Source organism: Actinomadura hibisca NBRC 15177, assembly GCF_001552635.1.
Taxonomy (GTDB): Bacteria; Actinomycetota; Actinomycetes; order Streptosporangiales; family Streptosporangiaceae; genus Spirillospora; species Spirillospora hibisca.
In genome coordinates, this window is record NZ_BCRO01000134.1 from 1 (window position 1) to 24,179 (window position 24,179).

The window sequence follows — 24,179 nt, forward strand, 5'->3', positions numbered from 1 at the left end:
CCGCGCCGCGCCCGGCCCGCCCCGGCGCGCAGCGCGCGCCGGGCCGCGTCGGTGCGGCCTCCGCCGGAGGGTGGCCGGTCGTCCATGCCGTGGATCTCCCTGAGCGCGCCGTGCCGGATGGTTCGTCGCGGGCCGTCGGACCCCATCGAGAGTACGTTCTCTGCGGGCGAACGGGCCCGATCCGGCCGACCCGCCGCGCCGCCGAACGCCCGCGACGCCCTTGATCGACGGTAGTTCGGGGAGTTCACCGGGGCGGGGAGCGCGCTTGGGGCCCCTGGGGTGCGCGGTCACGTCCATCCATGGGCGAGAATTGACATGTGAGCCCACTCCGTCAGTCCAGCCCCGCGCGTTCCACCGCGGCGGCCGCCGCGCAGCCCACCACCGCACGGACCGCTACGGGGCGCACCGCCGCCGGGCCCGCCCGCCGTACCCGCACCCCGGCCGTCGACGCCGCCGCCGCCGAGGCGGTCGAGCTGGCGCGGGAGGCCGCCGAGGAGACCGCACGGCCCCACGGGGTCGGCGGGCATCTGGGCCTGGTGGCCGAGGCCGACCGCGTGGTCACCCACTACTTCGAGGCGCTGGACCCGGCCTACAAGGGCTGGCGCTGGGCCGTCACCGTCGCCCGCGCCGCGCGCGCCCGCAACGTCACCGTCGACGAGTGCGTGCTGCTGCCCGGCGACGGCGCGCTGCTGGCCCCGCCGTGGGTGCCGTGGCTGGACCGGCTGCGCCCCGGCGACCTCGGCCCCGGCGACCTGCTGCCCACGCCCGCCGACGACGTGCGCCTGGCCCCCGGCTTCACCCAGGTCATCGACGGCGCCGACCGCGAGGCGCAGTGGGAGCTCGGCCTCGGCCGGGCCCGCGTGCTCTCGCAGGAGGGCCGCGACGAGGCCACCACCCGCTGGTACGAGGGCGTGGCCGGGCCGCGCGCCTCCATCGCGGTGTCGGCCCCGGCGCAGTGCTCCACCTGCGGGTTCTTCGTGCCGCTGGCGGGCGAGCTGCGCCAGGTGTTCGGCGCGTGCGCCAACGAGTACGCCCCCGACGACGGCCGCGTGGTGTCGGCCGACCACGGGTGCGGCGCGCACTCGGAGGCCGTCGTGGTGCCCGCCGCGTCCGAGCACGGCCCGCCGGTGATCGACGAGCTGGGCTACGAGGTCGTCGAGGGCGAGGGCGAGGCGGCCGGGTCCGACGAGGCCCTCGGCCACAGCTAGGTGGCCGGCTCCTACGGCGCGGGCGCGCTGCGCTCGCGGGTGCTGCGCGCCTGGGCGGAGTCCCCGGCGCGCTTCCGCGAGGACGCCAACGCCGAGGAGGACTACGCGCTCGGCGGCTACCGCGACCGCGTGGTCATCGAGCTGGCCCAGAACGCCGCCGACGCGGCCGCGCGCGCCGGGGAGGCCGGGCGGCTGCGCCTGGCGTTCGACGGCGGCGCGGGCGTCCTGACGGCCGCCAACACCGGCGCGGCGCTGGACGCCGCCGGGGTGGAGGCGCTGTCCACGCTGCGCGCGTCGTCCAAGCGCGACGAGGCGGGGGCCACCGGCCGGTTCGGCGTGGGGTTCGCGGCCGTCGTGGCGGTCAGCGACGACCCGTCGATCGAGTCCGGGGCCGGAGGCGTGGCGTGGTCGGCCGAGCGGTCCCGCGCGCTGGTGGCCGACGTCCCCGCGCTGGCCGAGGAGTTGAAGCGCCGCGACGGGCAGGTCCCGCTGCTGCGCTTGCCGTTCGACCTGGACCGCGCGCCCGAGATCCCCGACGGGTACACCACCGTCGTGCGGCTGCCGCTGCGTGACGAGGCGGCCGTGGCGTCGGTCCGGCGGCAGCTCGACGAGGCCGGGCCCGCGCTGATGCTGGCGCTGCCCGCGCTGAGTGTCGTGGAGATCGACCTCGACGGCGACGTGCGCGTGCTGACCGCCGAGCACGGCCCCGGCCGGATCACCGTCAACGGCGTGGAGTGGCGCGTCGCCGAGGCGGGCGGCGTCCTGCCGCCCGAGCTGCTGGCCGACCGCCCCACCGAGGAGCGCTCCCGCTCCACCTGGCAGGTCCGCTGGGCGGTATCGGCCGACAGCGCGCCGGGCATGCTGCACGCCCCCACGCCCAGCGACGAGCCGATCAGCCTGCCCGCGCTGCTGATCGCCTCCTTCCCGCTCGCGCCCGACCGCCGCCACGTCGCCCCCGGCCCGCTCACCGACCTGCTGGTGGAGCACGCCGCCGACGCCTACGTCGAGCTGGTGCGCGGCGCGCCGCCCACCCCGGCGCTGCTTGACCTCGTCCCGACCTCCCTGGCCAAGGGCGAGCTGGACGCCCGGCTGCGCCGTGCCGTCCTGGACCGGCTGCCCGACGTCCCGCTGCTGCCCCTCGACGGCGAGCACCGGGCGCGCGGCCGCGACACCGTCGCCGTGGACGGCCCCGCCGAGTTCGTGGAGCTGCTCGCCGAGTCGGCGATGCCGGGCCTGCTGCCGCCCGGCTGGCCCGCCCGCCACCCCGCGCTGACCCCGCTGGGCGTGCGGCGCATGGAGCTGGCCGACGTCGTGGACGCCCTGGCCGGACTCGACCGCGACCCCGCCTGGTGGCGCGCCCTCTACGCGTCGCTGGACGGCGCGCCCACCGACGCGCTCGGCGCGCTGCCGGTGCCGCTCGCCGGTGACCGCCTGGTGCGCGGGCCGCGCGGCCTGCTGATCGCCGGGGAGGGCGTGGACCCGGCCGGGCTCGACGTCCTCGGCCTGCGCTTCGTGCACCCCGAGGCGGTGCACCGGCTGCTGCTGCGGCTCGGCGCGATCGAGGCCGGGCCGCGCGACGTGCTGGCCGACCCTGCCGTGCACGCGGCCGTCGAAGGCTCGCTCGACGCCGACGACCCCACCGAGATCGCCGAGGCCGTGCTCGGCCTCGTCGCCGCGACCAGCCTCGACCCGGGCGAGGAGCCGTGGCTCGCCGACCTCGCGCTGCCCGGCGACGACGGCGAGCCCTACCCGGCCGGGGAACTGCTGCTGCCCGGCGGCCCGCTGGGGCAGGTCATGGCCGACGACGCGCCGTTCGGCGTCGCCGATCCCGGCCTGGTCGAGCGCTGGGGGCCCGAGACCCTCGCCGGGGCGGGCGTGCTGGACGACTTCGCCGCCGCCCGCGCCGAGACGGTCAACCTGGACGCGCTCGCCGACGGCGTCGAGCCGCTCAACCTGGACGACGAGGACCGCTGGGCCGAGGCCGTCCTCGACCGGCTCGGCCCGCAGGAGATGCCGCCGCTGGCGCTGGAGTTCCAGGGCGTGCGCGACCTGGAGCTGGTCGCCGACTGGGACGCCGCGCTGCGGATGCTCTCCGGGCCCCGCCACCGCGCCGCCGTCGTCGAGCCCGCGCAGGTCATGCTGGCCGACGGCACGCGCACGCTGGTCCCGTCCTACACCGCGTGGTGGTTGCGGCGGCACCCGGTGCTGGACGGCCGCCGCCCCGGCGAGTTCCGGCTGCCGGGCGCGCCCGGCGACCTGCTGGCCGGGCTGTACGACGTGGCCCCCGAGGGGCTGGACGAGCGCCTGCTGCTGGCGCTCGGCGTCCGCACCGACCTGGACGGCCTGCTCGGCGAGCCCGGCGGCGCGCAGGAGCTGCTGGAGCGCATGGGCGACCCCGCCCGCTCCCTCACCCGCGCGCAGCTCGGCGAGTTGTGGACGGCGCTGGCCGAGCTGCCGGAGCTGACCGGCCTGACCGTCGAGCCGCCCGAGCGCGTCCGCGCGATCGTGGACGGCGAGGTGGAGGTCGTGGACGCCGCCGACGCGCTGGTTCTGGACCGGCCCGACCTGCTGCCGCTGCTCGCCGGGCAGCCGTTGGTGATCGCCGCGCACGGGCACGCCGCCGACCTGGCCGAGCTGCTGGACCTGCCGGTCGCGAGCGAGGAGGTGCCGGGGGCGGTGGAGTCGGCGGGCGTCGAACGGGACGTCCCCGACGCGGTGCGCGCGGTGCTGCCGGACGCGCCGGACACCTACCTCGCGCACGAGGAACTGATCGTGGACGGCCAGACCGTCCCGTGGTGGTCGGACGACGACGGCCCGCACGCCTGCGGCCCGGCGGGGCTGGCCCGCGCGCTGGCGTGGGAGGCGGGCCGCTGGGCCGACCGGCTGCTGGTGGAGGCGGTGCTGCGCGTCCCCGACGCGCTGCCGGACCTGCTGGCCGAAACCGACCTGGAGCTGTAGGACCTGTCTCACGACCTCAGCCGTCGCGCGAGTGACTAACTGGCCCGGCGGAGTGAAGCCGAAGGCGAGCGAAGCCGGGACAGATCGCGAAGCGATGTGGCACTCGCAAAGCAACGGTCAGGAGGGCGAGCCGCCAGGCGAGCCCTTCTGGGCCGTGGCTTCAAGAGCAGCAGCACGGCCCGCCTGGAGGCGCGGCACGTACCAGACCGCGAACAGGCCGATCGCGATGCCCGCGCCGCACACCCACAACCACCAGCGGTCGGCCTCGGGCAGGTCCACGATCAGCAGCACCACCAGGGCGACCGCCCACGCGGCGGTCCCGGCGGCCGCGATCCGGACGTCGTTGGTCGGCAACGGCGGCGGATCGGGACGGCGCTCACGGGTCATGGCATCAGGTTAACCGGCGGGTAGCCCGATCAGCGCAGGCCACCGACCACCATCCGGATCAGCAGGTCGTAGCTGGCCTCCAGGTCCGCCGGCAGCCCGAAGCCCCCGGCGGCCTCCAGGACGGCGAAGCCGTGCACCGACGAGCGCAGGCAGCGCGCGGCGTGGACCAGCGCCGCGCCCTCCAGGCCGTAGCCGCGCAGCACGGCCAGCAGGACGTCCAGCAACCTCTGCGAGGCGGCCGCGAGGCGCGGATCGAGGTCGGGGGCGGAGGTCTGGTTCATCGCGGCGTAGCGGCCCGGGTGGTCCACGACGTAGGAGCGGTAGGCGCGCATCAGGGCGCGCGTGGCGTCGTCGCCGGAGCGGCCCATGACGGCGGCGGTGAGCCGTTCGGTCAGCTCCTCCACCACGCGCGTCGTCACCAGGTCGCGCAGCTCGGCCAGGTTGCGGACGTGCTTGTAGAGCGACGGCGTCGCGACGCCCGCCTTGGCGGCGACCGCGGCCAGGGTGAGGGCGGCCGGGCCGTCGGCGTCCACGATCGTGATGGCGGCGTCCACGACGCCGTCGGGGGACAGGCCCACGCGTGGCATCGGGCCACCTCCTCGCCGAGGACTCTCCGTCTTGATAGCCACTAAGCTAATGATATTAGCCGATGCTGTCAACGGAGCCGCGAACCGCCTGCGTGCGACCATGGAGGCGACCACCCAGACCGGTGCGCCACCGCGACGATCGGAGGAGACGGAGTCGGGCGCTCGCGCGAACGGTGTGGCGGAATAGCCCGCCGCCGCATATCGTTAGCAAAAGCAATGACTTCTGCGAACGACCATGAGCACATCACCGACCAGAGGGCCCGCGGCGGCCCCGGCTCTGGCCGAAGAGCTGCGCATCTCGATCGCGCGCCTGTCGCGCCGCCTGCGCCGGCTGAAGCCGGCGGGCCCCGGCGCCGCCGAGCCGCTCTCGCTCACCCAGTTCGCCGCGCTCGCCGCCATCGAGCGGCACGGCTCGATGACGCCGCGGGAGCTGGCCGACCACGAGAAGGTGCAGCCCCCCTCGATGACGCGGGTGATCGCGCACCTGGAGGCGCAGGGGCTGGTGGCGCGCAGCCCGCACCCGACCGACGGCCGCCAGGTGACGCTGGCGGCGACCGAGCCGGGGCGGACGCTGCTGGCCGAGGAGCGCCGCCGCAAGCAGGCGTGGCTGACCCAGCGGCTGGGCGAGCTGACCCCGCAGGAGCGGGAGATCCTGCGCCGGGCGGCGCCCATCCTGGACAAGCTCAGCAAGTCCTGACCTCGGGCCGCGCGGAGCTGGAGGCCGAGACCGAGGGCTCGGTCGAGCCCGTCGAACCCGCCGAGCCCGAGGACGGGTCCGCCGGCGGCATGTTCCGGTCGCTGCGCAACCGCAACTACCGGTTGTTCGCCGCCGGGCAGGTCGTCTCCAACACCGGCACCTGGATGCAGCGCGTGGCCCAGGACTGGCTCGTGCTGGAGCTCGCCCGGGGCAACGGCGGCACCGCGCTCGGCATCACCACCGGCCTCCAGTTCCTGCCGCTGCTGCTGTTCGGGCTGTGGGGCGGGGTGATCGCCGACCGCTACCCCAAGCGCCGGGTGCTGATGATCACCCAGGTGGCGATGGGCCTGCTGGCGCTGGTGCTGGGCGTGCTGGCGATCACCGGCGCGGCGCGGGTGTGGCACGTGTACGCGCTGGCGTTCGGCCTCGGCCTCGCGACCGTGGTGGACAACCCCACCCGGCAGTCGTTCGTGGTCGAGATGGTCGGCCGCCGCGACCTGCCCAACGCGATCGCGCTGAACAGCGCCACCTTCAACGGCGCGCGCATGCTCGGCCCGGCCGTCGCCGGGGTGCTGATCGCGGTGCTGGGCACCGGCCCGGTGTTCCTGGTGAACGCCGCGTCGTTCGGCGCGGTGCTGTTCGGCCTGTACGCGATGCGCACGGGCGAGCTGAACTCGGCCGAGCCGGTCAAGCGCGCCAAGGGCCAGCTCCGCGAGGGCCTGCGCTACGTGCGCGGCCGGCGCGACCTGATGATGGTGCTGGTGCTGGTCGGCTTCGTGGCGACGTTCGGCATGAACTTCCAGATGACCACCGCGCTGGTGGCGCGGGAGGTCTTCCACACCGGCGCGACCTCGTTCGGGCTGGCCTCCTCGATGCTGGCGGTCGGCGCGCTCACCGGGGCGCTGCTGGCCGCGCGCCGCGCGACCCGGCCCCGGCTGCGGGTGCTGCTGGTGGCCGCGACGTCGTTCGGGCTGCTGGAGATGGCGACCGGGCTGATGCCGGTGTACTGGGCGTTCCTGGTGCTGCTGGTGCCGACCGGCATCGCGCTGATGACCTTCACCACCGCCGCCAACGCCACCATGCAGCTCGGCGTCGCGCCGGAGATGCGGGGCCGGGTGATGGGCCTGTACATGTTCGTCTTCCTCGGCACCAACCCGCTGGGCGCGCCGCTGGTGGGCTGGATGGCCGAGCAGTTCGGGCCGCGGCTGAGCATCGTGCTCGGCGGCGCGGTCGCGGTGGTCACCACGCTGGTGGTGGCGGCACTGGCGGCACCGCGCGGTGTTTTTAGCGCCCTGGCCCAGGGGGTTCGCCTGGAGGCTCACCCCCTGACCAGAGCTTGGCGAGTGCCACATCGCTTCGCGATCCGTCCCGGCGGGGCTCGCCTCCGGCATGGCCCCGCCGAAACGGTTAGTCACTCGCGCGACGGCTGAGGCCATCGCAACGGGACGTGATAGGCGTCCGCCGGGATGGGAAGAATGTGCTGAGGGCCAGGCAATTGCCATGGTTCGTTCGCGTGACAAGGGGCGGCGCGGGCTGACAGGCTGGCCGCGTGCTGTTCCGGACGTTCGCATGAGGCTTTTCGTCGCTCTGGTACCGCCCCCGGACGTTCTGGACGAACTGGCGGCGTTCATCGAGCCCCACCGGGCCGACTGGCCCGGCCTGCGCTGGGTCCGCCGCGATCTGCTGCACGTCACGCTGGCCTTCCTGGGCGAGGTCGACGGCTCCACGCTGGACCGGCTGCTGCCCCGCCTGGAACGCGCCGTCGCCCGCCACCAGCGCCTCACGCTGACGCTGGCGGGCGCGGGGGCCTTCCCGGGCAGCGGGGTGCACGCCCGCGTGTTGTGGACGGGCCTGTACGGCGACCGCCGCGACCTGGCGCGCCTGGCGGCCGCCACCGCCGCCGCGGGCCGCCGCGCCGGGACGCCGCCCGAAAAGCACCGCGCCTTCCGTCCGCATCTGACGCTGGCGCGGTCGCGGCAACCGGTGGACGTGCGGCCGCTGCTGGAGCCGCTGGCGGCGTTCGCCGGGGCGTCGTGGACGGCCGCGTCGGTGCAGCTGGTCCGCAGCCATCTGTCCGGCGGGGAGCGGCCCCGGGCCGAATACGAGACGCTCAAGACCTGGTCGCTGCGCTAGCCCGTCGTCACCGGCCGAGGGCGCTCACAGCTCCGGTGGCGGGGGAGCGGGCCGGTCGGCGTCAGGCGGGCCCCAGGGCAGGCCGTAGCGCTCGCAGGCGCGGCGCAGGGCCGCGAGGTCCGGCGGGAACGACACCTGGCGCAACACCCGGCCCGCCGGGCTCCACACCACCAGGCGCGGCATGCGCTCGACCGCCTCGTCGATGCCGACGCCGCCCACCCGGTCGCGGTTCAGCTCCCACTCCACGCGCCCGCGCCGCGTCACCACGGCGAGGCCCGCCGCCGACACCCGCAGCTGGGCCCGGTTGCGGTCGTACGACCAGTAGCCGCCCAGGCCGATCAGCAGCCCGGCGGGCACCGACCAGCTCGCGGTCAGGGCGAACCCGCCCAGCTCCGGGCCCAGCCAGACCGCGCCGAGCAGCGCCACGACCTCGCACAGCAGCAGGCTGACGCCGTAGGTGGCGACGCGGGAGCGGCGGGTGGCGTCCAGCAGCGTGCCGGGCGCGGTCACCGGGCCCGGCGGCGGGGTGAGGGTCAGCTCGGCGGCCGCCGGGACGGCCTCGGCGAGCGAGGTGTCGCCGCCCGGGACGTCGCCGCCCGCCGTGCCCGACAGGCCCGACACCGCCGAGTGGAAGGCCGCGCTGAGGTAGGCGTCGTACTCGGCGTCGTTGACCGGCAGGCCCTCCCGGCGGGCGGACTCGCGCAGGTCGGTGCGCGAGATCCGCAGCGCCGACAGGGGCGCGGCGAAGAACTCGTCGCCGTCGGAGTCGTAGAGCCGCACCCAGGCGTGCCCGGCGATGGTCAGCAGCTCGATGCCGCCGATGCGGTCCTCGGGCATCCGCAGCACCACGTCCCCGGCGGCGTCGGCCCAGCCCAGGCCGCCGTCGGCCACCACCAGCCGCCCGCCGGGCACCTGGGAGAACACCTCGGGCAGGCCCTCCAGGCCGTACTCGGGGGTGCGCGGCGGCCGGGCGCCGGGGGTGACGACGTGGTAGCCGTGGTCGTCCAGGGCGTGCGCGAGCTGGAAGGCGTCCAGGCCGTGCGCGGGCAGCCGCGCGACCAGCCGCAGCCGGTGGTCGAAGGCCAGGACGGCGAGGGCGGCGCGGCGCGGCTCGCCGCTGAGCGGGTCCAGCCGCAGGCCGGGGCCGACCACCAGCGCCGCCACCTCGGCGGCGGCGACCTCCACCGGCTCGCGCGGGCCGGGCCGGGCCCGCACCCGCAGCCGGTCGGCGCCGATCGTCCAGCGCACCTGCGCCGCCGCCAGCAGCCGCCGCCGGGTCGCGACGATCGCCGCGATCGCCGCCAGCGCCCAGCAGCCCGCCGCGAGCCGCGCCCCGAACGCGCCCGCGCCCTCGGCCGCGATCCGCACCACCATCACCACGCCCAGCAGGCCGGTCAGCGTGCCGAGGGTGGCGATCCGGCGGCGGCTGGGCAGCGGGCCGGGCGTGGCGAGCCGCACCTCGGGCGCGACCTCGCGGCCCGGGTCGCCCGCGCCGGGCTCGTGCGCGGCGGCCAGCAGCGCGGCCTCCTGGTCCAGCAGGCGGCGCTCGGCGGCGAGGTCGGTGGGCGGCGGGCCGAGGCCGTCGCCGAGCGGCGGGCCGCCGGGCGCGGCGTCGGAGGCTCCGGCGCCGGGCAGGACGGCGTCGGGGAGCGCCGGGTCCAGCAGGTCGGCGGCGTCGCCGTCCAGCACGTGCACGGTGATGCCGAGCCGCCGCGCGGTGACGAACACCGCCAGCGGCTCCAGGCCCATCGCGGTCAGGCCGCCGACCGACGTGCGGCCGAACTTGTGGAAGACCGTCAGCACGCCGTCGCCGGAGGTGATCGCCAGCGCCTCGACGCGGTCGCGCTCGTAGCGGACGGTGGTCAGCCCGCCCGGCTCGACGCGCTCCAGGCCCGCCGCCGACAGCCGCCAGTACGGCCGGGGCCGCCGCCTACGCGCCTCGGGGGCCGCGCCCAGCAGCCACGGCAGCGCCGCGACCAGCGCGATCAGGCCCGCCCACAACCACACCGGCCGGATCGGCAGCAGCGCCAGCGCGACCGCCAGCAGGGTGAACGGCCCCGCCGCCACCGGACGCCACCGGCCGCCGGAGCCGTGCAGGCCCACCAGCTCATGCTCCACCATCCGCATCCTCACACGGGTCCCGGCGGGCCCGTCGCCTCCTTTCACGATCCGATGCCGGTCATCGCGCGCCGCCCGTCGCCGGGCCCGTCATGATCGTCTGCGCACCAGGCCGTAGCCGACCACCGCGGCGATCGCCACGGCCAGGAACAGCCCGACCCGCGCGCCGCTCGCGTCGCGGCGGCCCTCGTCGGCGTTGCCGCCCTCGTCGACGCCCTTCTCACCGGCCGCCTGGGGCTTGGGTTGCGGGGACGGCAGCGCGTCCTCCGACAGCGGGACCTGGTGGACCGGCTGGTTCTGGCCCTCCGACCCGGCCAGCAGCGACTTCCCGTCGGCCGAGTAGGTGATCGACTCGCCCTGCTCCTGCGCGGGCAGCCCGACCGAGGACAACGACTCGCCGGGGTCGCCGTTGGGCTTGACCGCGTAGGTGCGGGCCCCGAAGTAGGTGCGGATGACCAGGCTGCGGCCGTCGGGCGCGTACGCGCCGTCGGTGGCGATGGCGGGCGCGTCGGCGACCTTGCGCAGCTTGTTGAAACCGCTGGTGCGCAGCTTGGCGGGGGCGGCGTAGACCGCGCCGGAGAACAGTTTGCTGGCGACGTAGAGCCGGTTGGTGCGCGGGTTGATCATGACGGTCTCGGCGTTGCGCGGCCCGTCCTCGTACTTCAGCCGGAACGCGGTCGCGCGGATCGTCTGGGAGCTCAGCTGAGCCGGCTCGGGGATGCGGTACACCGTCACGTACGGCCACGCGCCGCCCATGTTGTCGCCGATGTCGGCGACGTAGATCGCCGGACGGCCCTTCTCGTCACGGCCGACCGCCATGCCCTCCCAGTCGCGCGCGTTCGCGCCGCCCAGCGTCAGCACGGCCTTGGTGGAGCCGTCCGGGCCCAGGGCGAAGACCTGCGCGACGCCGCCGGAGTCGTTGTGGGTGTAGACCACGCCCGGATGGCGGCGGCTGACGGCCAGCCCGCTGGACTCGGTGATGCGCGGATCGGAGACGGTGAACAGGACCTTGTCGTCGTCGGCGTGGGCGGCGGGACCGGTTCCGGCCACCGCCGCGCCGAGCAGGCCGAGCGCGGCGAGGGCCCGGGACGCGCGCAGGATCATGATCTGATCATCCCCGCCGCGCGGCCGGATGATCGCACGGCCGCGGCCCGGATCGGCGGAGGTCAATTCAGCAGCGCACCGATGACCACGGCCAGGACGAGCGCGGTCAGCACGGTGGGGAGCAGCCATTGGGGCGCGCGGTTCACGAACGTGAGCCTATTCGCTCGCGGGGGGCGTTCGAACCGGCCGCCCATGATCTGCATCTCATCTGTCATGTGCGGATTGTTCGGGTTGTTGCGCTCGCCCCTGGCCGCCCACCCCGCGTGGGCCTCGGACGCGCTGATCACCCTCGGCACCCTGGCCGAGGAGCGCGGCACCGACTCGGCGGGCGTCGCGCTGCTCACCGGCCGTCCGGTCACCGCCGGGCGGCAGGCCCCGGCCGCCGGGGAGCTGGGCGAGCGGTACTCCGACCTCAGCCACGACGGCTGCCGGGTCGTCAAGGGGCGCGGCCCGTTCAGCGCCGTGTGGCGGCTCGACCTGCTGCCGATGCTGGACCACGCGCCGGTCGCCTTCGGGCACACCCGCTGGGCCACCCAGGGCTCCCCGCACCTGCTGGACAACGCCAGCCCGCTGGTGGTGCCCGGCCCGGTCGCCGGGATCGTCGCCACCCACAACGGCGACGTCGAGGCGGGCGAGCTGCGCGCCCGGCACCCGCTGCCGCCCGCCGCCGGCACCACCGACAGCGAGCCGATCTTCCAGGCGCTGGCGGGCTGCCGCGACACCGGCGCGATCACCGCCGTGCTGGCCTCGCTGGTCGGCCGGGCCGCGCTGGCGTGGGTGGACCGCGACCGGCCCGACCGGGTGCACCTGGCGCGCGCCGCGCTGAGCCCGCTGGCGGTGGCCGCCGACACCGAGCACAACCTGTACTGGGCGTCCAACCCGCGCTGGTTCCGCGACGTCGAGCGGCACACCCGCGTGCGGTTCGCCACCGCCGTCATGCTGCGCGAGGGCAGCTACCTGCAACTGGGGTCGAACCCGGCCGCGCCGTCGCGGGTGCTGGACCGGGCCGACTTCACGCCGACCGCCCGCCCCTGGGACCTGGACGACCGGGTCTGGACCGGGTTCACCGCCGCCGACCGGGAGCGCGACCGCGCCGGGCTGCGGCACCGCGTCGTGCGGCGCGCCCCCTCGACGGGCGAGCCCGCGGCGGCAGGGCCCGGCACCGGCGAGTTCGCCGTCGCCTGAGGCCGCCCCAGAACGCCGTAGGCCGGGCCACCTCGGGGGCGGCCCGGCCTACGGTTCCCTACACGCGGCTGCTTACTTCAGGCGCTCGACCACGTACTCGATGGAGGCGGTCAGCGCCTCCACGTCGGCCGGGTCGATGGCCGGGAACATGCCGACGCGCAGCTGGTTGCGGCCCAGCTTGCGGTACGGCTCGGTGTCGACGATGCCGTTGGCGCGCAGCGCCTTGGCGACGGCGGCGGCGTCCACCTCGTCGGCGAAGTCGATCGTGCCGACCACCTGCGAGCGCTGCGCCGGGTCGGCGACGAACGGCGAGGTGTAGGACGTCTTCTCGGCCCAGGTGTAGAGGCGCTGCGCGGAGTCGGCGGTGCGCGCGGTCGTCCAGTCCAGGCCGCCCTGCTCGTTCATCCACTCGATCTGCTCGGCGAACAGCAGCAGCGTGGCGACGGCCGGGGTGTTGTAGGTCTGGTCCTTGGCGGAGTTGTCGACCACGGTCTTGAGGTTGAAGAACTCCGGCACGTACCGGCCCGAGGAGCCGATCTCCTCGATGCGGGCCAGCGCGGCGGGGGAGGCCAGCGCCACCCACAGGCCGCCGTCGGCGGCGAAGCACTTCTGCGGCGCGAAGTAGTAGACGTCGGTCTCGCTGACGTCGACGGGCAGGCCGCCCGCGCCGGAGGTGGCGTCCACCAGCACCAGGGCCTCGTCGGCGGAGGTGCCCTTCGGGCGCGCGATCGGCATCGCGACGCCGGTCGAGGTCTCGTTGTGGGTGAGGGCGTACACGTCGACGCCCTGCTCGGCGCGCGCGGCCGGGTGGGTGCCGGGGTCGGCGGAGATCACCGACGGGTCCCCCAGCCACGGCGCGCCCTTGGTGACCTTGGCGAACTTGCCGGAGAACTCGCCGAACACCAGGTGCTGGGACCTCTCCCGCACCAGGCCGAAGGCGGCGGCGTCCCAGAACGCGGTGGTGCCGCCGTTGCTGAGCAGGACCTCGTAGCCCTCGGGGAGGGAGAACAGCGAGGACAGCCCGCTGCGCACCCGGCCCACCAGGGACTTCACCGGCTTCTGCCGGTGCGAGGTGCCGAGGTAGGTGTCGCCGGACTCCGCGAGGGCGGCGAGCTGCTCGGGGCGCACCTTGGACGGACCGCATCCGAAGCGGCCGTCGGCGGGCTTGAGGTCGGCGGGGATGACGATTGCTGGATTCGCGCTGTCGGTCACCCGCAGAAGGCTAGCTGACCTGCACCGAAGATCGCGGGCAGGTTCACATGGCGAGACGCGCGTCACCCTCGGCGCCGCAGCGCCCACCCGACCAGCACGATCAGCGCGAGCCCGCACGCGGCGGCGATGGCGGCGGGCGGGTAGAGCCACGGATCGCCCTTGCCGTGGGCCTCCACGGCGGTGGCGGCCGAGTCGTAGGTGAGGAACGCGAGCAGCAGCGCGGCCAGCCAGAGGGTGACGCGCCCGGCGACGGCGTTGGTGCGCTTGCGGCGTTCCTCGCGCTCGGCCTCGTAACGGCGCAATGCCTCGGCGGCGGAGGGCTTCTCGTCCGCCTGCGGGGCTTCTGTCGCGCGGGCGCGCGCGGCGGGGCCGATGTCGCCCTCCAGCGGCTCATCCGCGTCATCGATCACGGACCAATGATGACAAAGGTCTTCCCATGGAGTCACCCGGGCGTGTACATGACGGACAGCGGCGCGGGGGCGGCGGTGGCGCCGCAGGGGATCAGGAGGCGCGGAGATGACGACGGGGAACGGCGGCGGCGGGCAGGACACCGACCGCCTGGAGGGGCTGCTCAGCCTGTTCGAGCGGCTGCGCGAGCGTCCGACGGCGCGCGAGGGCGACCGGTTGCGGCCGGTCCTGGTGATCGCGGGGGCGGCGCGGCGCACGCGGCAGTCGTCGCACCTGCTCGTGGAGCGCTGCATGGAGGATCGCGGCCCCTACGCGCACATCACCTCGCAGTCGCCCGACACCGCGCGCTTCACCGACCAGGCGCTGCTGTTACGGCACGTCAGCCGGGACCTGTCGACCCACCACCGGCGGTTCGAGACGGCGCTGCGGTTCCCGCTGCTCAGCATGGCGGTGTGGCTGCTGGAGATCCGGCGGATGCGGCTGCGGCAGGAGCAGGGGGAGCAGGCCCCGCAGTTCGCCTCCAACGTCCAGCGGCAGGTGTGGCAGCTCGCGGGGGAGCTGCGGGCCGCCGACGAGGACGCGCACCGCCGCACGTTGCTGGGCCGGGGCATCCTGCGCCGCCGCCAGATCGTGGTGCCCGCCGAGCGGCCCGGCCAGCAGGGCCGCCTGGCGTCGGTGTTGTCGCATCTGGAGCAGATCGCGCCCATCGGGGTGGCGGTGGTCGCGCTGCTCAGCGCCACCGCCGCGAGCACGCTGGACCTGGCAGCGGCGATGCTGGCGGCCGGGGTGGGCCTGTCGGTGCTGGTCGGCCAGCTCGCCGCGCGCACGCGCGACCGGGCGGGCCGCCGCCGTTACCGCTGGTTCGTCTCCGGCGAGCAGAACTACCTGCGCGGCAACCGCTCCACCGACTTCCTCGGCTTCGCGCTGGACGTGATCTACCGGCCGGAGAGCAGTCCCGGGCCGCTGGACGGGGCGATCGAGGAACTGCTGGTGGCGGCGTTCCTCCAGGACTTGCGGCAGGCATACCGGCGCGGTGTCTGGCGGGCGACGTGGGCGCGGGTCCGCTATCCGGCGGTGGTGCTGGACCAGCTCCCTGACGCGCATCCGGCGCACGCCACGTTGCGGCGCTTCGTCGAGCTGGTCGAGCAGGTGCGGCGCGCCGAGCAGCGCTTCGACCCGCTGCTGCTGGCGGCCGCGGTGGCGTCGGAGGCGGAGGGCGGCGACCTGGCCGACGGCATCCGGGTGCCGCTGGACGACCAGCGCCCCGTCCCGCTGGAGGAGCTGCGCGAGACGCCCGCCGGGCAGCCGTTCTGGCACGGCCTGCTGGCCGAGCGGCGCCGGGTGGGCGTGCTGGGCACGCGGCGCGCGATCCTGGTGCCGGTGGACGCGGGCGACGGCTCGTCGCCCGAGCCGGTGCACCGGGGTCGCCGCCGCCCGCTGCTGACGCATCCGGCGCTGCCGTGGCTGGCGATGGGCGTGGTGCTGGTCGCCTCCGTCACCGTGATCACCTTCCAGGCGGTGCGGTACTGCGAGCCGTTCACCGTCTGGCACGCCGCCAACCGCGAGTGCGTCGGGATCACCGACGGCGGCCACCGCTTCACCGGGCGGCTGGCGGCCGTCGAGAAGCGCATCAAGCGGCTCAACGACGAGGTGACCTCCTCCGGCAAGCCCTACGTCACCGTCGTCTACTTCGGCGCGATGACCATCGACCCGCAGACCCGCAACCCGCAGGCGGACCTGCTGGCGGGCATCCACGGCGAGCTGGTCGGCCTGTCGATCGCGCAGGAGCGCCACAACGAGGCCAGCGGCCTGCCCCGGCTGCGCATCCTGCTGGCCAACGCCGGGTCGCGCTTCCGCTACGGCCGCGAGGTCGCCGAGCGGGTCCGCGACCGGGCCGCCGCCGACCCCACCGTGGTGGGGGTGATCGGGTTCGGGCAGAGTCGCAGCCAGACCGGCGAGGCCATCGAGGTGCTGTCCAAGACCGCGCTGCCGATGATCGGCACCACCAACACCTACGACGGCACCGCGCAGCTCAAGGGCTGGTTCTCGCCGTACTTCTTCCGGATGGCCCCGCCCAACCGGCGGCTGGCCGGGCACGCGGCGTTCTGGGCGCGCAACGGCCAGACCGGCATCCGCGCCACCAGCGCCGACGTCTTCTACGACGCGAGCCGCAACGACCTGTACAGCGAGAACCTGGCCACCGACTTCGCCAAGGCGTTCGCGCCCGGCAAGGTCCGGATGTTGCCCTACTCCGACCCCAGCCAGGTGCCGGGCAAGGTGCTGGAGGCGTGCGCGAACCCGTCGCAGCTGTTCTACTACGCGGGCCGGTCGGACGAGTTCCGCTCGTTCATCAACCGGCTGGCCAACACCGACTGCAAGGCCCCGCGCATCGTGCTGGCGGGCGACGAGGTCACCAAGTACGTCAGCGACAACGCCGCCGAGGTGGCCCGCACCCAGTCGATCAAGCTGTTCTTCACGCCGCTGGCGGCCCGCGAGGCGTGGGGGGAGAGGTGGGTGCGGGGCAAGCCGCTCCACGTCTTCTACAGCGACTTCGACCGGGTCACCAACGACCTGGTCGGCGCGAAGGCCCCCGCCAACGAGCGGCCGTCCCGCACGCACGCCGCGCTGGGCTACGACGCCGCCCGCACGGTGATCAGCGTCGCCGAGCGCATCTACGGCGACCAGGGGCAGGCGCTGCCGACCGCCGCCGCGATCCTGTCGGAGCTGACCGAGCCGGGCGAGGGCGCCCAGCCGCAGGGGGCGTCGGGACTGCTGCGCTTCGGGCCGCGCTCGGGCGGCCACCAGATCGAGGACAAGCCGGTGCTGCTGACGGGGTTGCGGCCGGACGGGAGCCTGGACCTGGTGGCGCTGTGCGGGAGGCTCGTCAGCACGGCGCAGGGGAAGGCGGCGTGCCCGGTGGAGAAGTGAGGGGGCGATTCGGGACGTGCGGCGGGGGCGGTTCCGGAACGACAAAGGCCCCCGGGGGGACCGGGGGCCTCGGGCGCTAATGCGGGGGAGTTCCAGGCGTTCAGCCGGCGTAACGCTTGAGGGCCTCCACGGAACCGGCGACGTCCGAGATCGAACGCGTGCCGGGACCGGTGTAGCGGGCGCTCGGCCGGACCAGGCGGCCGGTGCGCTTCTGCTCCAGGATGTGCGCCGCCCAGCCGGCGGTGCGGCCGCAGGTGAACATGGCGGGCATCATCGCGGTCGGGACCTCGGCGAAGTCCAGGATGACCGCGGCCCAGAACTCGACGTTGGTCTCGATCGGACGGTCCGGACGGCGCTCGCGCAGCTCGGCCAGCGCGGCGTCCTCCAGGGACTTGGCCGCCTCGAAGCGGGGGGCGTTCAGCTCCTTGGCGGTGCGCCGCAGCACGCGGGCGCGCGGGTCCTCGGCGCGGTAGACGCGGTGGCCGAAGCCCATCAGCCGCTCGCCGCCGTCGAGGATGTCGGTGACGACCTTGCGGGCGTCGCCGAGCTGCTCGACCTTCTCGATCATCGGCAGCACGCGGGCCGGGGCGCCGCCGTGCAGCGGGCCCGACATCGCGCCGATCGCGCCGGAGATGCTGGCCGCCACGTCGGCGCCGGTGGAGGCGATGACGCGGGCGGTGAAGGTGGAGGCGTTCAGGCCGTGCTCGGCGGCCGAGACCCAGTAGGCGTCGATCGCCTGCACGTGCTTGGGGTCGGGCTCGCCGCGCCAGCGGACCATGAACCGCTCGGTGATCGTCCTGGCCTCGTCGATCCGCTGCTGCGGGACCATCGGCACGCCGACGCCGCGCGCCGACTGCGCCACGAACGACAGGGCCGTCGCCGAGACGCGCGCCAGGTCGGCGCGGGCCTCGTCGTCGTCGATGTCGAGCAGCGGGCGCATCCCGTAGGCCGGGGCCAGCGTCGGGAGCGCCGCCTGGACGTCGACCCGCACGTCGCCGGAGGTGACCGGCAGCAGGTGCGGCTCGGCGGGGGCCAGGCCCGGGTCGAAGCTGTTGTCGACCAGCAGGCCCCAGGCGTCGCCGAAGGAGACGCGGCCGACGAGCTCCTCGATGTCGACGCCCCGGTACCGGAGGGCGCCGCCCTCCTTGTCCGGTTCGGCGATCTCGGTCTCGAAGGCGACGACCCCCTCAAGACCGGGTTTGAAGTCGGACATGTCGTCCCTGCCTTTCGTCCCCATAAGTGATAAGGCGGTGCCGTGCCATTGAACCCTGTCCGCCCTACTGACCAGTACCCAGGTCCCTGTGAGATGCACAAAGCCCAGGTGGGAGGCTCTGACGCTGTGGATCGCCCAACACCAGACCCCGCACGGCTCCGCGCATCCTACGAGGGTGGGCAACTCGTGGAGCAGGCCGTCCCCGCAGATCCGCTGATCCTGTTCGCCGCCTGGTTCGGCGAGGTCGCGGTCGCGGGGCTGCCCGAACCCAACGCGATGGTGCTGGCCACCGCGTCCGCCGACGCCGTGCCGAGCGCCCGGACCGTCCTGCTGAAGGGATACGGCCCCGACGGCTTCCGCTTCTTCACCAACCGGACCTCCCGCAAGGGCCGCGACCTGCTGGGGAACCCGCGCGCCGCGCTGGTGTTCCCCTGGCATCCGGTGCACCGGCAGGTGATCGTCTCCGGCCCGGTGCTGGAGCTGCCGCGCGCCGAGACGGCGGCCTACTTCCGGACGCGGCCTTACGGGTCGCGGATCGGGGCGTGGGCGAGCGAGCACCAGTCGTCGGTGGTGGACGGCCGGGAGGGGCTGGAGGAGCGGTACGCCGCCCTCGCCGAGCGCTGGCCGGAGGAGGGGGACGACCCGGTGCCGCTGCCCCCCTTCTGGGGCGGCTTCCGGGTGCTGCCGGAGACCGTCGAGTTCTGGCAGGGCCGCCCGAACCGGCTGCACGACAGGCTGCGCTACCGGCGGGCGGTGACGCTCGGGGCGGAGTCGGATGTGCTCAGCGAGTGGGAGGTGGACAGACTGTCCCCGTGACATCGGAACAGCAGCCAACCCCCCGCGACGCTCCTGACACGCCTGCTGCCACGGAGTCCGCCGCCGTCGACGCCGAGGAGATCGCTGCGGCGCGCGAGGCCGCCGCCGAGCAGAGCCCGGCGGAGGCGGGTGCCGAACGGGCGACGGAGTCCGGCCTGCCGGACGGCCCTGGTCGGCGCGCCGAGCCTGGCCCGCAAGGTGAACCAGGTCTGCAAGACGAGCCCGGCGTGCAAGGTGAGCCCGGCGTGCGGGACGAGCTTGACGCGCGGGACGGGCCCGGCGTGCAAAAGGAGGCGGCCGGGAGGCGCGGCGCGTTCCGGCGGTTCACCATCGACACCCGGCCGCTGGCCAACCCGCCCTTCCGCCGCCTGTGGGTCGGGCACACCGTCTCGTTCGTCGGCTTCCAGGTGACCGCCGTCGCCGTCCCCGTGCAGGTCTACGACATGACCCGCTCGTCGTTCTGGGTGGGCGTGCTCGGCGTCGTCGGCCTGGTCCCGCTGATCGTGTTCGGGCTCTGGGGCGGCGCGGTCGCCGACCACATGGACCGCCGCCGGCTGCTGTTCCTCGCCTCCTGCGTGACGTGGGTCTCCACCCTGCTGCTGCTCGCGCAGGCGGTGCTGGGGCTGGAGAGCCTGTGGCTGATCATGCTCGTGGTGGCCGTGCAGTCGATGGGCTTCGCGGTCGCCTCGCCCACCCGCGGCGCGATCGTGCCCCGGCTGTTCCCGCCCGACGAGGTCGCCGCGGCTACCACCCTCAACTTCACCGCCAGCCAGATCGGGATGCTCGCCGGGCCCCTGTTCGCCGGGGCCGTGCTGGCCCAGTGGGGCTACGCGGCGGCCTACGCGGTGGACGCGGTGCTGTTCACGGTGGTGCTGTACGCGGCGCTGCGGCTGCCCGCCATCCCGCCGCTCGGCGAGCCCGGCTCGTCGCCCGGCCTGCGCTCGGTGGTCGACGGGCTGCGGTACCTGGCCACCCAGCCGGTGCTGCTGATGTCGTTCGTGGTGGACATCATCGCGATGGGCGTGGCGATGCCCCGGGCGCTGTTCCCCGAGGCGGCGGACGTGCGGTTCGGCGGCGAGGGCGCGGTCGGCTGGCTGTTCGCCTCGATCGCGATCGGGGCGCTGCTGGGCGGCCTGCTGTCGGGCTGGATCGGCCGGGTGCACCGGCAGGGCGTCGCGCTGGTCGCCTCGATCGTGGTGTGGGGCCTGGCGGTCGCCGCCGCCGGGCTGGCGCACTCGTTGTGGCTGGTGGTGGCGCTGCTGGCGGTCGGCGGCGCGGCCGACCTGGTGTCGGCGGTGTTCCGGCAGACCATGCTCCAGACCTACGCGCCCGACGAGATGCGCGGCCGGCTCCAGGGCGTGTTCACCGTGGTCGTGGCGGGCGGGCCCCGGCTCGGCGACCTGCGCGCGGGCGCGACCGCCTCGGTGGCCGGGGCGACGGTCTCGTGGGTGGGCGGCGGGCTGGCCTGCGCGGTCCTGGTGGTGGTGGCGGCGCTGGCCGTCCCGGCGCTGCTGCGCTATGACACGCGCACCGCGCAGCCCGTCCAGGCGGGCCCGTGAGGGAAGAAGTAAGGCTCCCCAAACGTTCATCCATACCCGGCCCGGCCCGGATATGTGCACGACCCGGCCGAAGACGGCCGGAACAAGTAGACTTGAGGCCACAAGACTGGAGGGAGCTGTGACCTCACACGGCCTGATCGACACGACGGAGATGTACCTCCGAACGGTGTTCGAGCTCGAAGAGGAGGGGATCGTCCCCCTCCGCGCGCGCATCGCCGAGCGGCTCTCGCAGAGCGGCCCGACGGTGAGCCAGACGGTGGCGCGCATGGAGCGCGACGGGCTGCTGCGGGTCGAGGGGGACCGGCACCTGGAGCTGACCGATTCCGGCCGCAGCCTCGCCACCAGCGTCATGCGCAAGCACCGGCTCGCCGAGTGCCTGCTGGTGAACGTCATCGGCCTGCCCTGGGAGGACGTGCACATCGAGGCATGCCGCTGGGAGCACGTCATGTCCGAGGAGGTCGAGCGGCGCCTGGTGGCGCTGCTGGACAACCCCACGACCTGCCCGCACGGCAACCCGATCCCCGGCCTGGACGAGCTCGGCGGGCACGCCGACGACTCCGAGGCCGCGCCGCTGTCGGTGATGACCGCCGTCGCGACGCCGGCCGGCTGCACCGCCGTCATCCGGCGCATCAGCGAGCAGGTGCAGAGCGACAGCGACCTGATGTTGCGGCTCAAGCAGATCGGTATCCAACCGGGACGAGAGGTGACTCTTCGGGCGACCGACGACGGGGTACGGGTGACGGGTGACCACGAGGCCGACGGCCCGGCGGCCGAGCTGCCGCGCGACATCGCCGAGCACGTGTTCGTCAGCAGGCGCTGACCCCGCGCACGTGCCGCCCTTCCCTCCGCCCCCACCGGTCATTACCGAAGATCTCCGTACCGGTGCGCCGTTCCGGCGTATCCCCACGGCGGGTTCGTCGTTCAATACTTGCGACAGCCTCGCCCGCCCGGCGCGGCCGGCGGCCGGACCCCGCGGGGCGGCGGGCGACGGCGCGGGGGCGGGCACGGGACACGACGAGCGGCCGGCGGCGCCTACCCTCGGTGGACGGGCCAGGATCGTAACGGTAGTCAGGGTGGGCACATGAACGACTGGGGGGACGCGCCGATCGAGGCGCACCTGCCGCCCGAGACCGTGCTGAACCAGATGGAGATGGCGGTCATCGTCTGCGACCGCTTCAGCAACGTCATCTACGGCAACGCGTTCGCGCGCGACCTGTTCGGCTTCGGCGGGGACGACCTCATCGGGCACTCGGTGTTGTCGCTCGGCATCGCCGAGGAGGACCACGAGCAGGCCACCGAGCTGGCCAAGCACGTGCTCAAGGGCGGCGTGTGGGAGGGCACCTTCTGCAACCTGCGCGCCGACGGCACCACCGTCTACACGCGCGCGCACGCGGTGCCGCTGCGGCACCCGTCCGGCGCGGTCGACGGCGTGGTGATCTTCGCGCGCGAGGCGCTGCGCTCCAACCAGCGCGAGCAGGACCGCTACGGCCTGCTGGAGCGCATCGGCGAGCGGCTGGCGGGCTCGCTGGAGCTGGAGTCCACGCTGCGCCGGGTCGCCGACACGCTGGTGCCGCAGTTCGCCGACCACTGCTTCATTGACCTGTTCAGCGGCGACCGGCTGTACCGGCGGGTGTCGCGGCACGCGTCCGGCTGGACGCCGCCGCCGGGCACCTGGGCCGACGTCGGCGAGCCGATCTCCTACCCGCCCGGCCACTTCAGCGCCAAGGCGATGAGCCGCCGCGACGCGGTGCTGGTGGAGGACATGCTCCAGCACCGCTTCGCCGCGCCCAACGAGCCGTCCCAGCGCCTCGGCGACGCGATGGGCGTCACCTCGGTGATCTCGGCTCCGCTGCTGGTGCGCGGCGAGCTGCTGGGCGTGATGAGCCTGGCGCTGTCCAGCCTGACCCGGCGGCCCGACCCGCACTACGACGGCTTCGACCGCGACCTGCTCGGCGCGATCGCCAGCCGCGTCGCGCTCGCCGTCGACAACGCGCTGCTGTTCGAGGAGGAGCGCGAGACCGCGCTCGCCTTCCAGAAGCACCTGCTGCCCGGCGACCGGCCGCCCCGGCTCGACGGCCTCCAGATCGCCTGGCGGTACGAGCCCGCGCGGCCCATCGAGTCGCACGGGCACGGCATCCAGACGCAGGTGGGCGGCGACTGGTACGACGTGATCCCGCTGTCGGCGGGCCGCGTCGGGCTCGTCATCGGCGACGTGGAGGGCCGCGGCGCCCGCGCCGCCGCCGTGATGGGCCAGCTTCGCGCGGCGCTGCGCGCGTTCGCCCAGGACGACAAGCCGCCCGCCGACATCCTGCGCAAGCTGGACGAGTGGGTGCGCACCATGACCCGTCCCGAGCGCATGCGCTCGGGCTGGAACAGCGACGACCTGGTGCGCCCCCCGCTGGTGTCGTGCACCTACTTCGTCTACGACGCCTGGTCGCGGGTGCTGGAGTTCGCCAACGCCGGGCACGACCCGCCCCTGCTGGTGGTGGACGGCGAGGTCACCGAGCTGGAGTTCGAGAGCGAGGGCGCCATGCTGGGCGTCCGCGGCCCCGGGCTGGGCGGCGAGATCCTGTTCAACGAGGAGACCGCCGAGCTGAAGCCCGGCTCGACGCTGGTGCTGTACACCGACGGCCTGGTGGACCGCCGCCCCCGCGACGACGGCGACTACCACACCCGCGAGGAGGCCCGCGAGGCCGTCCGCGCGGCGGTGGCGGCCGTGGCGCGCCGCGACGTGGAGACCATCGCCAACGCCGCCTACGAGGCGGTGCCCGGCGACATCAACGACGACGTGGCGATCGTGGTGATCCGCACCGCGGGCGACGAGCTGGCGGTCGCCGACCGCACCTTCCCGGCCGAACCGATCATGGTCTCGGAGGCGCGCCGCATGGCCTCCGACGCGTTCGCGGCCTGGGGGATGCAGGACGAGCAGGCGGAACTGGCGTGCCTGCTGGTGTCGGAGGTGGTGACGAACGTGGTGCTGCACGCCACGACGACGCCCGCGCCGCGCCGGGAACTGGTGCTGGACGGCGGCGGACCGCCGCCGTCGCAGTTCAACAACCCGTTCGACGAGGACGACTGGAACCTGAACGTGGACCTGGCCGAGCAGCTGGGGCGCCGGGAGCCGCCGACGAAGGAGTTCCGGTTGCGGTTGCGGCGGGGGGCGGACGCGATCTGGGTCGAGGTGTTCGACACGGACATGCGGCTGCCGCGGATCCGGAGCGCGGGGGAGACGGACGAGGGCGGCCGGGGGTTGTACCTGGTGGACCAGCTGGCTACGCGGTGGGGGGCGAGGCCGACTTCCAACGGGAAGGCGGTCTGGTTCGAGTTGCCGTTGACGCCTTGAGGGGTGGGGGCTGAGTTTTGGGGTGGCCCCCTCTCCTGCCTGAAACCGTCTACTGCCGAGCGGCGGCTCGCCACTACCTACCGCCTGCCGGTGCCGCGCCCGGCTCGCGCAGCGAGCCGGGCGCGGCACCGGCAGGCGTGGTCCTAACCTCGGAGTGCGCTATGCCGCACATGACGGGCTGGGCTTGTCGGGTACGTGAGCAAACCCGTGGGGGCTGGAGTCGTTGGGCGGGGTGAAAACCCGCGCGGGGTTGGGGTTGTTGGGCACGTGCTCTAACCCCGTGCGGGGCGGAGGTGGGTGGTCGGCTGTAGACCCCCACTGAC

At 74.7% G+C, this 24,179-nt stretch carries 19 protein-coding genes; 11 read left to right on the top strand and 8 right to left on the bottom strand.

Annotated features, from left to right (window positions below; genetic code table 11):
* The first annotated feature begins 473 nt into the window (after positions 1 to 473).
* Together AH6_RS40700 and AH6_RS40705 are read left to right on the top strand one after the other, a co-directional pair.
* A complete protein-coding gene (locus AH6_RS40700; protein WP_067491600.1) occupies positions 474 to 1,208 on the top strand; it encodes a DUF3027 domain-containing protein in 735 nt (244 codons plus the stop codon).
* Entirely contained in the window at positions 1,209 to 4,166 is a 2,958-nt protein-coding gene (locus AH6_RS40705; RefSeq protein ID WP_067491572.1) for a sacsin N-terminal ATP-binding-like domain-containing protein, read from the top strand. It begins immediately after the preceding gene.
* A 117-nt stretch (positions 4,167 to 4,283) separates the two neighbouring features.
* Here the strand turns inward: AH6_RS40705 and AH6_RS40710 are convergent, their stop codons facing one another.
* Together AH6_RS40710 and AH6_RS40715 are read right to left on the bottom strand one after the other, a co-directional pair.
* On the bottom strand, positions 4,284 to 4,553 hold the full coding sequence (locus tag AH6_RS40710; protein ID WP_067491573.1) for a DUF2530 domain-containing protein: 270 nt from the start codon (positions 4,551 to 4,553) through the stop codon (positions 4,284 to 4,286).
* Between the two features lie 29 nt (positions 4,554 to 4,582).
* Positions 4,583 to 5,140 carry a TetR-like C-terminal domain-containing protein gene (locus AH6_RS40715; RefSeq protein ID WP_067491574.1) on the bottom strand — a complete coding sequence of 186 codons (558 nt, stop codon included), beginning with the start codon at positions 5,138 to 5,140 and terminating at the stop codon, positions 4,583 to 4,585.
* A 235-nt stretch (positions 5,141 to 5,375) separates the two neighbouring features.
* Between AH6_RS40715 and AH6_RS40720 the strand changes: the two genes are divergently transcribed.
* The 3 genes from AH6_RS40720 (at position 5,376) to thpR (ending at position 7,970) form a co-directional block, all read left to right on the top strand.
* A complete protein-coding gene (locus AH6_RS40720) occupies positions 5,376 to 5,837 on the top strand; it encodes a MarR family winged helix-turn-helix transcriptional regulator (RefSeq protein WP_067491575.1) in 462 nt (153 codons plus the stop codon).
* An 89-nt stretch (positions 5,838 to 5,926) separates the two neighbouring features.
* Positions 5,927 to 7,267 (top strand): MFS transporter, encoded by a 1,341-nt coding sequence (locus AH6_RS40725; RefSeq protein WP_083983944.1) that lies wholly within the window; start codon positions 5,927 to 5,929, stop codon positions 7,265 to 7,267.
* Positions 7,268 to 7,406: 139 nt separating this feature from the next.
* Positions 7,407 to 7,970, top strand: coding sequence for an RNA 2',3'-cyclic phosphodiesterase (thpR, locus tag AH6_RS40730; protein ID WP_067491576.1), 564 nt, complete (start codon positions 7,407 to 7,409; stop codon positions 7,968 to 7,970).
* Between the two features lie 24 nt (positions 7,971 to 7,994).
* On the opposite strand, the gene AH6_RS40735 is transcribed toward thpR, so the two are convergent.
* From AH6_RS40735 to AH6_RS44945, 3 genes are all read right to left on the bottom strand, one after another.
* Positions 7,995 to 10,091 carry a hypothetical protein gene (locus AH6_RS40735; RefSeq protein WP_245679698.1) on the bottom strand — a complete coding sequence of 699 codons (2,097 nt, stop codon included), beginning with the start codon at positions 10,089 to 10,091 and terminating at the stop codon, positions 7,995 to 7,997.
* An 87-nt stretch (positions 10,092 to 10,178) separates the two neighbouring features.
* Positions 10,179 to 11,192, bottom strand: coding sequence for a hypothetical protein (locus AH6_RS40740; RefSeq protein ID WP_067491577.1), 1,014 nt, complete (start codon positions 11,190 to 11,192; stop codon positions 10,179 to 10,181).
* Positions 11,193 to 11,254: 62 nt separating this feature from the next.
* Positions 11,255 to 11,407 carry a hypothetical protein gene (locus AH6_RS44945; RefSeq protein WP_169807978.1) on the bottom strand — a complete coding sequence of 51 codons (153 nt, stop codon included), beginning with the start codon at positions 11,405 to 11,407 and terminating at the stop codon, positions 11,255 to 11,257.
* Here AH6_RS44945 and AH6_RS40745 point away from each other — a divergent pair.
* Complete coding sequence (locus AH6_RS40745) at positions 11,406 to 12,377, top strand: class II glutamine amidotransferase (protein ID WP_169807979.1); 972 nt, start codon at positions 11,406 to 11,408, stop codon at positions 12,375 to 12,377. The genes AH6_RS44945 and AH6_RS40745 overlap by 2 nt on opposite strands.
* Positions 12,378 to 12,449: 72 nt before the next feature.
* Here AH6_RS40745 and serC read toward each other — a convergent pair whose 3' ends face one another.
* The gene (gene serC / locus AH6_RS40750; protein WP_067491579.1) at positions 12,450 to 13,589 is read right to left on the bottom strand and encodes a phosphoserine transaminase; all 1,140 of its coding nucleotides are present in this window, start codon (positions 13,587 to 13,589) and stop codon (positions 12,450 to 12,452) included.
* A gap of 62 nt (positions 13,590 to 13,651) precedes the next feature.
* Positions 13,652 to 13,999: a hypothetical protein gene (locus AH6_RS40755; RefSeq protein ID WP_067491580.1), complete on the bottom strand. Its 348-nt coding sequence runs from the start codon at positions 13,997 to 13,999 to the stop codon at positions 13,652 to 13,654.
* A 106-nt stretch (positions 14,000 to 14,105) separates the two neighbouring features.
* On the opposite strand from AH6_RS40755, the gene AH6_RS40760 reads away from it, so the two are divergent.
* Positions 14,106 to 16,925: an ABC transporter substrate-binding protein gene (locus tag AH6_RS40760; protein ID WP_067491581.1), complete on the top strand. Its 2,820-nt coding sequence runs from the start codon at positions 14,106 to 14,108 to the stop codon at positions 16,923 to 16,925.
* Between the two features lie 100 nt (positions 16,926 to 17,025).
* Here the strand turns inward: AH6_RS40760 and AH6_RS40765 are convergent, their stop codons facing one another.
* Positions 17,026 to 18,138, bottom strand: a complete 1,113-nt coding sequence (locus AH6_RS40765; protein ID WP_157432030.1) for a citrate synthase 2 — start codon at positions 18,136 to 18,138, stop codon at positions 17,026 to 17,028.
* Positions 18,139 to 18,231: 93 nt separating this feature from the next.
* Between AH6_RS40765 and pdxH the strand changes: the two genes are divergently transcribed.
* The 4 genes from pdxH to AH6_RS40785 all read left to right on the top strand — a co-directional run bounded on the left by pdxH (position 18,232) and on the right by AH6_RS40785 (position 23,856).
* On the top strand, positions 18,232 to 18,954 hold the full coding sequence (gene pdxH, locus AH6_RS40770; protein WP_067491594.1) for a pyridoxamine 5'-phosphate oxidase: 723 nt from the start codon (positions 18,232 to 18,234) through the stop codon (positions 18,952 to 18,954).
* Entirely contained in the window at positions 18,951 to 20,513 is a 1,563-nt protein-coding gene (locus tag AH6_RS40775) for an MFS transporter (protein WP_245679699.1), read from the top strand. The genes pdxH and AH6_RS40775 overlap by 4 nt, the downstream gene beginning before the upstream one ends.
* Positions 20,514 to 20,631: 118 nt before the next feature.
* A complete protein-coding gene (locus AH6_RS40780; RefSeq protein WP_067491596.1) occupies positions 20,632 to 21,333 on the top strand; it encodes an iron-dependent transcriptional repressor DtxR in 702 nt (233 codons plus the stop codon).
* Positions 21,334 to 21,594: 261 nt separating this feature from the next.
* Positions 21,595 to 23,856: an ATP-binding SpoIIE family protein phosphatase gene (locus tag AH6_RS40785; protein WP_067491598.1), complete on the top strand. Its 2,262-nt coding sequence runs from the start codon at positions 21,595 to 21,597 to the stop codon at positions 23,854 to 23,856.
* Positions 23,857 to 24,179 lie beyond the last annotated feature (323 nt).

Excerpts from the sequence above, each read along its gene's own strand:
- AH6_RS40710 (WP_067491573.1), bottom strand. The coding sequence starts at position 4,553 with ATGACCCGTGAGCGCCGTCCCGATCCGCCGCCGTTGCCGACCAACGAC.
- AH6_RS40715 (WP_067491574.1), bottom strand. The coding sequence starts at position 5,140 with ATGCCACGCGTGGGCCTGTCCCCCGACGGCGTCGTGGACGCCGCCATC.
- AH6_RS40720 (WP_067491575.1), top strand. The coding sequence starts at position 5,376 with ATGAGCACATCACCGACCAGAGGGCCCGCGGCGGCCCCGGCTCTGGCC.
- AH6_RS40725 (WP_083983944.1), top strand. The coding sequence starts at position 5,927 with ATGTTCCGGTCGCTGCGCAACCGCAACTACCGGTTGTTCGCCGCCGGG.
- thpR (WP_067491576.1), top strand. The coding sequence starts at position 7,407 with ATGAGGCTTTTCGTCGCTCTGGTACCGCCCCCGGACGTTCTGGACGAA.
- AH6_RS40735 (WP_245679698.1), bottom strand. The coding sequence starts at position 10,091 with ATGGTGGAGCATGAGCTGGTGGGCCTGCACGGCTCCGGCGGCCGGTGG.
- AH6_RS40740 (WP_067491577.1), bottom strand. The coding sequence starts at position 11,192 with ATGATCCTGCGCGCGTCCCGGGCCCTCGCCGCGCTCGGCCTGCTCGGC.
- AH6_RS40745 (WP_169807979.1), top strand. The coding sequence starts at position 11,406 with ATGTGCGGATTGTTCGGGTTGTTGCGCTCGCCCCTGGCCGCCCACCCC.
- AH6_RS44945 (WP_169807978.1), bottom strand. The coding sequence starts at position 11,407 with ATGACAGATGAGATGCAGATCATGGGCGGCCGGTTCGAACGCCCCCCG.
- AH6_RS40760 (WP_067491581.1), top strand. The coding sequence starts at position 14,106 with ATGACGACGGGGAACGGCGGCGGCGGGCAGGACACCGACCGCCTGGAG.
- AH6_RS40765 (WP_157432030.1), bottom strand. The coding sequence starts at position 18,138 with ATGTCCGACTTCAAACCCGGTCTTGAGGGGGTCGTCGCCTTCGAGACC.
- pdxH (WP_067491594.1), top strand. The coding sequence starts at position 18,232 with ATGCACAAAGCCCAGGTGGGAGGCTCTGACGCTGTGGATCGCCCAACA.
- AH6_RS40785 (WP_067491598.1), top strand. The coding sequence starts at position 21,595 with ATGAACGACTGGGGGGACGCGCCGATCGAGGCGCACCTGCCGCCCGAG.